The organism is Peredibacter starrii (assembly GCF_034259205.1).
Taxonomy (GTDB): Bacteria; Bdellovibrionota; Bacteriovoracia; order Bacteriovoracales; family Bacteriovoracaceae; genus Peredibacter; species Peredibacter starrii.
In genome coordinates this window covers 3130262-3142314 of record NZ_CP139487.1, presented here as the reverse complement: position 1 = coordinate 3142314, position 12053 = coordinate 3130262, and the positions used below count along the sequence as shown (strand labels likewise).

The 12053-nt window shown below is 42.0% G+C and carries 13 protein-coding genes; 8 read left to right on the top strand and 5 right to left on the bottom strand.

Annotated features, from left to right (window positions below; translation table 11 throughout):
• Positions 1 to 188 precede the first annotated feature (188 nt).
• The 3 genes from SOO65_RS15580 to SOO65_RS15570 all read left to right on the top strand — a co-directional run bounded on the left by SOO65_RS15580 (position 189) and on the right by SOO65_RS15570 (position 1880).
• Positions 189 to 1025: a hypothetical protein gene (locus SOO65_RS15580; RefSeq protein WP_321392263.1), complete on the top strand. Its 837-nt coding sequence runs from the start codon at positions 189 to 191 to the stop codon at positions 1023 to 1025.
• Between the two features lie 85 nt (positions 1026 to 1110).
• Complete coding sequence (locus SOO65_RS15575; RefSeq protein ID WP_321392259.1) at positions 1111 to 1494, top strand: hypothetical protein; 384 nt, start codon at positions 1111 to 1113, stop codon at positions 1492 to 1494.
• Positions 1491 to 1880 carry a hypothetical protein gene (locus SOO65_RS15570; protein WP_321392256.1) on the top strand — a complete coding sequence of 130 codons (390 nt, stop codon included), beginning with the start codon at positions 1491 to 1493 and terminating at the stop codon, positions 1878 to 1880. Before SOO65_RS15575 ends, SOO65_RS15570 begins: the two co-directional genes overlap by 4 nt.
• Here SOO65_RS15570 and SOO65_RS15565 read toward each other — a convergent pair.
• On the bottom strand, positions 1852 to 2268 hold the full coding sequence (locus SOO65_RS15565; RefSeq protein ID WP_321392253.1) for an EamA family transporter: 417 nt from the start codon (positions 2266 to 2268) through the stop codon (positions 1852 to 1854). The genes SOO65_RS15570 and SOO65_RS15565 overlap by 29 nt on opposite strands.
• An 88-nt stretch (positions 2269 to 2356) precedes the next feature.
• On the opposite strand from SOO65_RS15565, the gene SOO65_RS15560 reads away from it, so the two are divergent.
• The 5 genes from SOO65_RS15560 to SOO65_RS15540 all read left to right on the top strand — a co-directional run bounded on the left by SOO65_RS15560 (position 2357) and on the right by SOO65_RS15540 (position 6993).
• Positions 2357 to 3211 carry a LysR family transcriptional regulator gene (locus SOO65_RS15560; RefSeq protein ID WP_321392250.1) on the top strand — a complete coding sequence of 285 codons (855 nt, stop codon included), beginning with the start codon at positions 2357 to 2359 and terminating at the stop codon, positions 3209 to 3211.
• A gap of 59 nt (positions 3212 to 3270) precedes the next feature.
• Complete coding sequence (locus SOO65_RS15555) at positions 3271 to 3663, top strand: hypothetical protein (protein ID WP_321392247.1); 393 nt, start codon at positions 3271 to 3273, stop codon at positions 3661 to 3663.
• Positions 3664 to 3687: 24 nt separating this feature from the next.
• On the top strand, positions 3688 to 4329 hold the full coding sequence (locus SOO65_RS15550; protein ID WP_321392244.1) for an NAD(P)H-binding protein: 642 nt from the start codon (positions 3688 to 3690) through the stop codon (positions 4327 to 4329).
• Positions 4330 to 4414: 85 nt separating this feature from the next.
• Positions 4415 to 5572, top strand: a complete 1158-nt coding sequence (locus SOO65_RS15545) for a DUF748 domain-containing protein (protein WP_321392241.1) — start codon at positions 4415 to 4417, stop codon at positions 5570 to 5572.
• A 101-nt stretch (positions 5573 to 5673) separates the two neighbouring features.
• Entirely contained in the window at positions 5674 to 6993 is a 1320-nt protein-coding gene (locus SOO65_RS15540; protein WP_321392238.1) for a porin, read from the top strand.
• Here the strand turns inward: SOO65_RS15540 and SOO65_RS15535 are convergent.
• From SOO65_RS15535 to SOO65_RS15520, 4 genes are read right to left on the bottom strand one after another with little or no spacing between them, the layout of a single operon-like run.
• Positions 6990 to 8096: a PepSY-associated TM helix domain-containing protein gene (locus SOO65_RS15535; RefSeq protein WP_321392231.1), complete on the bottom strand. Its 1107-nt coding sequence runs from the start codon at positions 8094 to 8096 to the stop codon at positions 6990 to 6992. The genes SOO65_RS15540 and SOO65_RS15535 overlap by 4 nt on opposite strands.
• A complete protein-coding gene (locus SOO65_RS15530) occupies positions 8093 to 9373 on the bottom strand; it encodes a lysine N(6)-hydroxylase/L-ornithine N(5)-oxygenase family protein (RefSeq protein ID WP_321392228.1) in 1281 nt (426 codons plus the stop codon). The genes SOO65_RS15535 and SOO65_RS15530 overlap by 4 nt, the downstream gene beginning before the upstream one ends.
• Positions 9370 to 11097, bottom strand: a complete 1728-nt coding sequence (locus SOO65_RS15525; protein WP_321392225.1) for an IucA/IucC family protein — start codon at positions 11095 to 11097, stop codon at positions 9370 to 9372. The genes SOO65_RS15530 and SOO65_RS15525 overlap by 4 nt, the downstream gene beginning before the upstream one ends.
• Positions 11094 to 12053, bottom strand: a complete 960-nt coding sequence (locus SOO65_RS15520) for a GNAT family N-acetyltransferase (protein ID WP_321392222.1) — start codon at positions 12051 to 12053, stop codon at positions 11094 to 11096. Before SOO65_RS15520 ends, SOO65_RS15525 begins: the two co-directional genes overlap by 4 nt.

Sequence of the window (12053 nt, the reverse complement as noted above, 5' to 3'; positions counted from 1 at the left end):
TTATTTGATTTTAAAGTGGCCAGACTTGATCTTAAAAACCCTTAGCCTGTCTGTTAGACCTATCGATTGTCCCGTCTTTATTACCCATCAAATGTCCCATCTAAAGAGAGCAAGTGGCCACTTTCTCTTTAGGGGACAAACCGAATTTTAAATTGGATGATTAAAAAATATTTATCAAAGGAATGACAATGAAACTTATAGTAGCACTTATGTTGCTCGCTTCAGTTGCTCACGCTGAAGTTCTTTTAAAAGACGTGGGAGTGATCGGACTCGCTTCTCACGACATGTTCACATGGGACAAGAAACAAGAGCTTAATCTTGAAAATGGTCGTCTGGATTTAACGACGATTTTTGAATATGAGGGTGGTAAGCGTTGGAAGCAGGGGGGGAACCCTAAGAACGCTGAGAATGCTCCAGTTTATACCGTAACAATGACTCTTGTGAATCATTATGATTCGCTTCTTAAAGCGGGGCATACTGAAGAGAATGCTCGTAAGAGAACAGTTAAATTGTTTCATGGAATGGTGAAAGATTCATTTCAGCGATTGGTAGGAATGAGCTTTCCAGTTGAGGGACTTGATGAAGGTGTAACAAACACTGAGCAAGCGGCAATGAGAGGTCTTCATGATATTCTTCCAGGAAAAGTTCAACTTTTCGACCGAATGGGAAGATCTGAGCTTGATGTAACGAACTTCTTATTTGCTAAGACCTTTCTGAACGAAAAAGAAATGAATCAAGTGATCGCTTATTATAATGGCGACTATGATGAAGAATATAAAAAGATCAATATTCCATTTTCACGTAAGACCATTAATCTTAAAGAAGTGGATGGTGAGTTTATCAATAAGTATTCACCGTATAAGCAGGCAGAGATGCTCCAGGATTTAGCACTTTTGGGTAAGGGCCAGATCACGGTCTTCGATGTTTCATGGATGAGGCACCTGGAAGAGCTCTTTATGAAAGGAATTTGTCCAGTCGGAAATCGCTGGATGCCAGAAGTTACATGCTACTCAAAAAGAAATTAGCCATTTGGCCGCCAGTTCAGGCGGCCTTTTTTTTCCTATAAAAATTTATTTTTAAAATGTCGGATTCGCTGGATAATGGCTCCCAATGAATCAGGTATTGGATAAAAAACTTTTCATCTCGAAATTCTTCGCCTTTTTTGGGGGATGCTTTATCTGTTGCATGCTCCAGAAGGAATTTGGATTTTCTGCGGTAGTGGCATCGGCCAGTACTGGGTTCGTTGGTTCTTTTCTGCATTTTCCTCGCTTCTATGAAAAGAATGGACTTCATTCCGCGATCTATGCTGGAACCTTTGCAGGCATGTGCTCACCACAGGTTCTTGAAAACCATTATCATGTTTGTGTTCTGTCTTTAATTGGAGTGACCCTTTATTTATTAAGCATGCCTTATGTAAAAGGCATCGGTGGAAAGCTTGGGACCATTTCTTTCATCTCAAGTCTTATTTTCTTTTTAAGTAAGGGCGCTTGGTGAAACTCATTTTAATTATGAGTGTCTCGATCATCAGCACTCAGCTCACACGTTGGATCATTAAAGAGAAGGAACTTAGTCCGATCAGGACTTCCACGATGCTGACTCTTGCTTTCTATTTAATGACTGTTCCCTTTGAATTTGAACACAAGCTTCTGCTTCAATCGGCCTTCCTGGGCGCGACCTTCGTAGGTATGAGCGAAACAGGGAAGATGTCCGAAAAGAGACTATTCTGGGCGAGTCTTGTTTACGCGCTTATCTTTAACTACGTATTACCTTTCAATGTAGGACTTGGCGGGGCGCTTGGTTTTGCGGCCTTTACGTCATGTCTTTTTGTGCAGTTCATGCGCACTCATGTGATCAAGGTCTCGACAGTAAAAAGAAACTAAAAAGAGCGGTGACTGCACCGAATGCCTTTTTAAACGTCAGCGGCTCTTTCGCAAGAATAAATCCTAAGGTCAGCATCACCACCAAAGAAACCATTTGGGTCATCATCGAAACTTGTCCGATCTTTCCACCGCTCTTATAAGAAGCAAGGTAACCTAATTCAATCCCGATTAAAGCGAGTGCCAAAATAAACGGAAGATAAGGACGGTCTTTAAAGGGAAGACTAAATTTAAGTTGTTGCTCGTTAAAAAATATTAAGGCGAGACATACTATGGCCGCAATTCCGTAAGACCAGAATAAGATTAGAAATGGCGATTTGTTGCTCGCTTGCTTCAGCATGAAGTGGTAAATTGCAGAAGAAAATACGGTGAGTGCTACTGGTAGTAACATATGAATCTCCTTAGGGCCCAGTATGCCCCATAACCGAATATAAGGATAATGCATTGATTTTATATATCTATGCATTTATATTATAGCCATGTTGAATGACTCTCAATTAGAGGCCTTTTACACAGTGGCAATGGAGGGAAGCTTCACTCGAGCTTCAGAAATCCTCCACTTGTCCCAACCCGCACTTTCGCGCAGACTTCAGTCTCTTGAAGAAACAGTTGAGTTCACCCTTTTTGATCGCACTCCACAGGGAGTAGAGCTTACCGAGGCCGGTAAGAAGCTCTTGATGTATGTGAAAAATAAAAAGGCCCTGGAGCAAGACGCTCTTCTGGATATTAGAGGAGAGGCCCGCGATTCACTTTCAGGTTTGATCCGAATTGCCTCCAACTCATCCATTCTTGAACAAGTTGTTATGCCGGCCTTGGCGCCGTTTCTTTTAGAGCATCCTCAAGTCCAGGTGGAGTTTAGTGTTAAACCAAATTCTGTTTTGGATGAAATGCTGAACTATTCGAAGACAGACATTATTATTTCAAATTTAGAGAACGATAGAAAAGATGTGGTTCAGTTTCTCATGGGAGAGGAAGAGTTTATTTGTATTGAGAGCTCAACGCTGCAAGGGCGCTCTCATGTTTATCTGGACGCCAATCCTAACGATACCACGACAGAAGATTTTTTTAAGAACCAAACGAATGCCCCTAAGAAGATTCATCGAAGCTTCATGCACGATGAGAATGGAATTCTAAAGGGTGTACAGCTTGGTTTAGGTCGAGCGATCAAACCTCGTCATACTTTGAAAGAGCTTAAAAATTTGAAAATCGTGCGTGGGTTTACATCGCTTAAAAAACCGGTGTATCTCCGTCATAGTAAAAAACAATTTTTTACTCGTCTGGAAAAGTCTGTCATTGAGGTTCTTCAAAAAGAGATTCCCAAGTTTTTCAAATAATTCCCTCTGGGTCATGCTGACTTTCTTTTTTTATGAAAACCTCAGTCCTAGAGGTATTTATGAAACTATCATTGTTCATCGTGTTTCTCATCATTGGTGCTTGCGCCAGCGAGACATCCACACCTGCCCAAAAACTGACCTCTCAGCATGGAGGCACACTTCTTAAAGGTAGAGAGCATTACCTTGAAGTGGTGGTAACACCAGACGAAATAAAACTTTATCCCTTACAAGACACAGGCAAGAAACTTGAACCACTTCCAGTACAAGGAGCACGCGCCAAATATAGTTCCGTTCTTTCAAAGAGTGACTGGCCCGTAGAGGACCTCGGAAAAAGTGGTGATGCGCTTATTGGAAATATTGATACTAGAGGCGATAAAGTCCTCAATGTGAAAGTGGACCTCATGGTTGAGGGAAAGCGTGAATCTTTCTTTCAAAGAGTCCCTGTTCAATAGTAAGATGAATGAAAAGGAACTTCTATGATTGCTGTTATTTGTGGTGCCACTGGTTTAGTTGGATCTCACCTCATTCATAAACTTCTGGATGATTCACGCATTAAGGAAGTGGTTTCTGTTTCCCGATCGTCACTCCGGATTACTTCAAGCAAATTGAAAGAAGTCATCTGTTCTGATTTTAAAGATCTTTCAATCAAGGCCCATGAGCTCAAGGGGGATATTTATTTCTGCTGTCTTGGAACTACGATTAAAACGGCCGGGAGTCAGGAAAAATTTCGGGCAGTAGATTACAATGCGGTTTTAGAATTTGGGAAAATAGCCAAATCCCATGATGCCAAGTCCTTCGTTGTTATTTCAGCGGAAGGCGCCAATGCCCGTTCTAAGATCTTTTACTCCCGAGTAAAAGGTGAGGTGGAAGAAGCACTGAAAAATTTAAATCTCAATCATCTCGTTATTATGCGACCTAGTCTCCTCATGGGGGAGAGAAAAGAATTTCGTTTGGGCGAGAAAATTGCCATCAATGTTATGAATGGTGTTGGCAAATATCTGCCTGATGGAATCAGGAAGCGGGCCATGACATCTGTCGATGTGTTGGCCAGTCGCATGCTGGAAGAAGCCATTCAAAGTACGAGACCTGTCTCAGTTATTGGTGCGATCCAAATTTAAGATTCAAAACATTTCAGTCAGCAAAATGATCTCTTAGTAGGAGTATGGAACTCTTGGAGGGAAACTAATTAACTGGCAGGTTGAAATGCGTTTTTTCTTTCATCGTCCTAAACCATTTTATAAGCGCACCTGGTTCTTCATTGTTTTTTTGATTCTGGGTTTTATGGTCGCTTTGAGAATGATCCTACCTTCACTGATGGTCGCTGTGGCCAATAATCGATTAAAAAAAGAATCCCCTAATTTCTCATTTCATATAGATGATATCGATCTGGCCATTATTAAAGGTAAATACACGATTGAAGGGATAACAGGAACGATGAAGTCAAACGGCCAGCAGTTTATGAGCATTAGTTCCGTGAATGCAGATGTACCATGGAAAAATATCTTCGATGGGAAAATCATTACTGATATTGTTGTGAATCGCATGAATGTAACCGCTTCTCAAAAACTTATCGATACGGCAAAAAAAGAAAAAACGCGAATTAAAGAACTCCTGGCGGAAAAAAAGAAAGAGGACAAGGACAAGGACGAAGATGATAAAAAGAAAGAGTCTCGGTTGAATGTTAAAGTCTTTAAACTGAATGATTCTAATATAACGATCCAGGATCTTCTTAGCTTCAAAGGAAAAGAAACGAGAACGATTTCGAACATCAATGTTATTGCGTCTAATCTCACTCCCTCAGATAAAAATCCAGTCACAAACTTTGTGATGACGGCCGATGTATTTGGTCCTGCGCCTTTGAAGGTCGGAGGAATCGCAACTCTTAAAACTGAGCCTTTGCAATGGGACGTGAATAGTGAGCTCAAGAAATTTGATCTACGAACTCTCAATCCGTTAGTGAGAGAGAAAGTTAAGGCCTATATCCATAAGGGTAAGTTGGATCTTTATGCAGAGGCAAAATCCCAGATGGGGAAAATTGAAGGTTATGTGAAACCTTTTGTGAGTAAATTCAAAATGGACACTCCAGAGGGTGGATTTGATTTTAAAGGTTCCGCTGCTAAAGAGGGTGGGAATCTGGTGAAGCTACTCCTGACTGATTCAGAGGCCAAGACCCTTGCGACCGTCTTTCCTTTTACTTTTACGAACAAAATGAAATATGAAATTATTCCGCCGCTTAAAAAAGCGGTTGAACATAAGGCCAAGCAAAACATCAAACCCGGCATCGAGAACAGAATTCAGTTAGAAGATGGTGAAGCACATCATGGAATCCGAGAGGCCCAGGAAGAGAAGCCGAAGAAATAAGTCGGGAATTCTGCGGAAACTACGTACTAGGCAAATTTAGCAAACCTTGTTTCTACCTAAATTCTCCATGACACTCTAATTAATATATTTTCAGGAGTGTTATGCGTAAATCGATTGGTGCTATCGCCTTGTTATCGTCTTCGTTAGTCTTCGCTCAGACCACTGTAGAAACAGCAGAAAAGAAAGATAAAAATCCCGCGCCCTTCGCGCTCAAAACGCCTGATTTTAAGATTGAACCATATGCCCAGTTACAAGGGTGGGCTGTGTATTCAATGGATCGCTCCGCCCAAAATGACGGTGATGTGGCCTTGGATAAAACTGATCCTCGTTTGAATCTTTTCTTCCGTCGAGCTCGACTTGGATTCAGAGGAAAGCCTTATAAGAATTTAAGTTATCAAATCAGTATGTACTACGATAACGCTGGTCATGATTCTCAAGCATCAACACGTGCTACGACTCTTCCCGCAACTTCAAGTAATGGTTCAACATCAGGTGGTCCCGCAACTGTAGGTATTTGGGATTCCATCCTTAGTTGGAAGGTTGCAGATAACTCAGACATGTATCACGTTACTTTTGGTTATTTCCGTCCGCAAATTTCTCGTGAAAGTATCACTGCGGCCTTTAACGTTAACTCATTTGAAAAAGCTCCTTCTCAAAACTACGTAAGACAAGCAGTCATCGGTCGCGGCTTCGGTCGTGGAACTGGTATCAACGTAGGTGGTATGTCAGAGGGTGGGTTCAACTATAACGTGGGTGTGTTCAACAAAGTTACAACAGGTGAAGTTGTTCCAACTGGTGGTAGTGGGACAACATTAGGTGAGACCCAAGGTTCAGATTCAGCTTCTTTAGTATACGTGGGTCGTGCTGCCTGGAACTTTGGTGACAAAGAAATGGATAAGTATGGCCTTAGCTACAACATTAACTATTTCGGTAAGCGTAAAGGTCTAACAGTTGCAATTAATGGTTCTTCTCAAGATAGAACGCCTAAATACTCTGCTAACGATGTAATCGGTGGAGATATTCTTTTTAACTGGGGCGCTTGGCAGATAGATGGAGAGTTCTTCTATATTTATAAAAAGAACAGAGGTGAAAAGGACTACGCTCGTGCTCGTACCGGTCACTTACGTGGTGGTTATAACTTTTTCTTAAATAACGGAACAGTTCTTGAACCAGCAGTTATGGTGAGTGGATTCTATGGTGAACAAGGTTCAGATTACACCGGGCGTGATTTAACAGTAGACGTTGGTCTTAACTGGTACCTGGATCAAAATAGATACAAATTTTATGTCCACTACGTGAAACAAGATGGCGATGGTAACAACTTAGTTCATAAGGAGCCAACAGGTACTGCGCCAGCTGGTCTGACAAGTGGTTTTGACTACGGCGATTACGCTGGTGTTGGTCTAACTCTTCAAATCTAATTTTCTAATGTCCCTGACTCTTCTAGAGTTGGGGACAATTTTCTTCTTCTCTTCACTGACAACCAAACTCCCGAACAGAATACGGCCATAAGACCCAGACCAGTAATAAGATTGATTACTCTACCTGGCGTTCCGAAATATTCACCAGAGTGAATCGGGAATACGATCAGGCGCTTAATGTTCCAACTTTTCGGATCTGTCGCTGAATTAAAGGTCTGAACTATTTCATTTGTTTCAGCATCAATCAGAATTCGTCCATAACCCAAAAGGAAATGGCGGTCGTGAAGGCCGTAAGTCGCTTTCACTAGCGAGTTCTTTTTCCCGCACAGGTGAATCGAAATGAGATTTTCCCTTTGTTTTTCTGAAAGAATATTCAGGGCCTGAACTTCACGACGGAAGTTACATGTTCCTTGTTTCACCAGTTCTTCAACGTATGCCGGATCCTTATTGATCATTTTCCCCACTGGGTAAAGAAGATCAAAGATCGTGAGAAATCCAGTAATCGCACTGATAAATATAGGAAGACCTAAAACCAAACCAATCCCATGGTGGATGTTTTGAGGTTGGTTTTTACTCTTAAAAGTAAGTAAACGCTTGAGCTTTGCGGAAGTTCCGTGCTTCGGGAGCCAAATATAAACTCCGGAGATAACGAAAAACATCAGAACTACACCTAAGAGTCCAACCAGGTAGCCACCAAATTTCCCTAAGAAGAAGTTCGCGTGGAAAAAGAGCATAACGGCAAAAGCATTTTGCCAGGCCGCCATTTCGCCGGTGATTTTTCCGGTATAAGGATTGATGGCAAGAATTCCAGGAAGTGCGGCCTCAGGATCTTTAAAGAGAACGAGGTAAGCAGATTCCTTGTCTTCGGCAGTATAAAGATTCGTGATGAGCTTGGTATCACCCAAGTGTTCTTTCGAATTAAAAAGAAGAGTCTCTACCGGAAGTTCTTTAAGCCCTGGAGTTACATGGAACTCTGGATAAACCATGGGCATGATCTCAGCGCGGAACGTGATGAAGACACCACTTAAGGCGAGGAGGAAAATAAAAAATCCCAGGGTAAGACCTGCAATTTTGTGAACTTTATAGAGCTTCTTCTTACTCATTCTCTTCCGTACTGGATAAACGTAGGAACCACTTCTTGTGGTTTATAAATCTCTTTATCCATCAGATCGTTAATAATAGTTGCAGATCTCCAGGCCATAAGACTGGTTTGAGGCTCTGCGATCCCGTGAAGGTGACGACTGAAGTTTAGGGCGTAAATCTTGTTTTCCGCAGGGCCTTTCCATTTCACACGGAAAGAGCGGTCAAGTTTGAACCGTTGTTCAGTATCAAGCTCCAAAAGATGCTTAATCTTATTTAAGACAGGAGGGAGTGTCGAGACAAAGCCTGTGCTTAAAATGATGATATCAGCGTCAAAGCTTTCCTTCTCGTAAAGGAAGCTGTTATCGAAGATTGCTTTATATCCACCAGCAGCGTTTTTCTCAATTCCAATCAGTGTTCGTTTCGGCAGGATCTTCGCAAGCTGAGTGTTCTTTTCAATGTGATTCAAACGGTAAAGATCATTGTAAAGAAGCTCAAGATACTGAGGAGTATTTCCATCTGAAGCGAGTTTTTGACTCTGAACGATGCCGGCCTTCTCTTTATGATCAATGGCAAAGAACTGCTCAACATACTTTGGGTTGAAGTATTCATTCGTAAATGGAGATTCATCTAGTGGCTCAAGGTTCTGGCGACGCGAGAAAAGTTTAATCTCGGCCGGTTTTCCCCATTTGCCCTGAATTCCGTTACGGAAAATTTCCACACCAGTTTGACCACCACCAATGATCAAAACTTTCTTATTTGTGAAGTCTTGAGACATTAGAAGAGGGGACTTTGCGTGGAAAACGCTCGTGCCCAGAAAAGGTTTAGAGAATTCTGGAATTCTTGGAGTTAGACCAGTGGCAATCGAGAGGTGCGTAGAAGTGTGGGTCTCTCCATTTGTCGTAACTACAAATTTATTGTCTACGAACTCAATGTCCTGGACCGAAGAGTTGAAAGCAAGTGGACCACGAATATTTTTACTTACCCATTGGCAATAGAGCTCAAATTCACAACGAGTGATGACCTTGCGGTTAGTGTTCATGAACGTATAGAAAAGCCCGTTTTGAACCAGATAATTTAAAAAAGAATGAGGGCTTGTAGGATCAACCGCCGTCACCAGATCTTTTAAATAAGAAGTCTGCATATCAGCATCATTGAATAAAAGTTCCGGATGCCATTGGAAATGTGGTTTTTGATCGAAGAACTTAACTTCATGATCTTTGACCTTATCTAATAGGGCAGCTAGTGAGAGATGGAATGGACCGATACCAACACCAATTAAATGATAGTGCTGACTCATAATTGACTCGCTTGTTTAACTAAAGGGTTATTGAGAGGTGAACCCAAGATTGGAAGAGGACGGGCATCTGAATCGCCGTAACCGATATTGAATCGGACTTTGTTCAAGAGCACACGACTAATCTGCGGTTGAAGTAAATCAATTTGTGAATCGACTTCGACCTGATGGGATTTTTTATAAAGTTCGATTACATCTGAAAGAATGCCGTAGAAACGGCCTTCTTCCATGTCTTCACTTTCTTTCATGACGGCGGATATGAATCTCAACACCGTCACAAAGTGACCAGTAATAAGATCATGAATGAGATAGTGAGGAGGAAGCTTAGTAATATCTTTTTGAAGAGCGCTAAAAAACTTTTGGCTCACTTCTGGGAGTTCATTTAAAAGTCTCATGTCACCATGGAAGTCTTTTAAGATCATACGATGAGGGCGGTGATCTTTTAGAATCAGCACAATGTTCTGACCGTGAGCAACCAGACCGACACCATATTTAAGCTGTAAATGATATAGAGGAACCACAACAGTTTCAAAAAGCGAGCGAAGCCATAGCTCAGAACTCAGACCAGAAGCACGGATATATTCACCAATAAGGGAATGCCCATTTTCATCTTGATGGAAAAGACTTGCAGTGAGGATCGCCTTTTCATTGGCGGCGATTTTACTCATCGAACTTTCGCGGTAAACAGCACCCAAAAACTCATGATAGCGGTAAGGGGCCTTTTCCACTTTCTTGTAGCCTGGATGTACAAAAGTCATACCGGCCGCTTCTTTCAAGATCACAATATCTTTCAGCGTTTCATCTGTATGGCACAGGGCCTCGAGGTTTGCTGAAAGGGAAGGACCCATTTCAACATGCTTAGCAGGAAGACCACGGATGCATGAAGTATTGAGAATACTGAGGGGCAGCTTCACATCCATTCTTTCAGGACGAGAAACGTTTGAAAGTGTGCGAATGGAAATCTGAGGACAGTAGTCATCTCCATATTCACCAACCGGGATAAGGGAGCCGGCGGCAATATCGGCCGCGAACTGGATCTGTATATAACGTTTCCACTGCCAAGGGTGAACCGGCAGAACCGTGAAGTTGGAATCAATTGCCTTACTTATCAGAGTGGACTTGAATGCTTGAAGATCGTTAGCGTCGAAACTTTCTTCCAAAATCTTCTCAGCTGTCATGCCTGGAGCAAGATTCACATTAAGAAGTTCATTCTTAACTGCGATCCAGAAAAGTTTAAATGGTTGATGGGCCTCAGGTGAATATCTATCAAGGTCTTCAGTGTTCCATCCAACACGACCCTTGTTCAAAAGGATTTTTGGATGGCCATTGAGAATGGTTTGAATCTTCTCACCACTCCAATGAGCTAGTTCTTTCACCAAGGCATTGGCATTTTTATGTTTAAGCTTAGTATCGCTATAAAGTGTATTGTGCATTTCCTCGAAGAAATTCCCCAAGGTAATATCATTCATTCCAGTTTCAGGCTGGATGTCACAAAAGAACTGGGCAGCACTTACAACCGATTCGCCATTTCTCATAAGTGTAGATGGTTTAACACGTAGGTATTCCCATACGGTCTTCCATCCCTCGAAACGGTAATTCACTCCAGACTTCGTGGTAAATTCGAAGTGAGTGCCATTTGGTTCAGGACGTAGCACTTCCTCAAAGGTAAGTTCACCGATGGATTTTGCTACCAGCTCCTGATTAACAGTGTTCCAGGTTTTGATCACAGAGCATGTCTCCCGAAGAACACTTCGCGACGGTTTTCAAGAAGAGCGGCCCTTTTGTGAGGAAAGTCGAACTCTTTAAGTTTCGTCCAACCAATAGAGGCCTGAGCGTATTTAAGAACTTTTGCATTATCGTGACGAGGTTCTGCCATGACCTTACGAGTTCTAGGATCATCCAAATAGAAGAAGTGAAGAACAGACTTGATGGCCGAATCTGTATTAAAGCCGCCAAGGAAACTTGGTTCGCCAATCAGGAAGTGGAAGCCACGATCGAAGGCCTCACTTTCATAGTAAGGACCTAGACGATCTTCTGCCACCCAGTAGAATTCGAAGTAACCAACCGGCCTACCATCTGACTCGATAATGATTGGGAACTGGTGAGGATCATTTAACCCATTCTGAATATATTCACGAAGCTCTTCTTTTGGTTTTGCGAGTTCCCAGAAATGGGCAACTCTCGATTGATTATGCCAATTATGGAAAATATCCAGATCATCCATCGTGATTAAACGGAATGAGAGAGTCTTACCAGCTGCTGGATAGTAGCGGCGGTAGAGAGTTCCAGAAGGAAGGCGAGGTCTTACAGGATGAGCGCGACCTTTTGTTTCCGTCCAACGTTCCGGAGTAATGGTATGTTTCTTCTTGTAGGTCCATAGGGCCGGATTTTGATAAAACTCAGAACGGAAAATGTCTTTATCTGCCAGAGTGAACTGGAAAAGTTGAATGCGAGTGACGTGTGAATAAAAACCAAACAAGTGCTCAAGGGCAATGTCAGTCAACTCTTTGAGATCTGTGGCATTTGAATCTTTGAAAAATAATGAAAGTTCATTATCCGTAATCGTAAAAGTGGCGGTTAGTTTCTGGTCACGAGTTGATTGTACCGTGATTTCATTTTCATTAAGGATGGCCTTGAATGAATCGGTTGAGACTAGAGGTGAGTAAACTACTTCTGAGTTCAT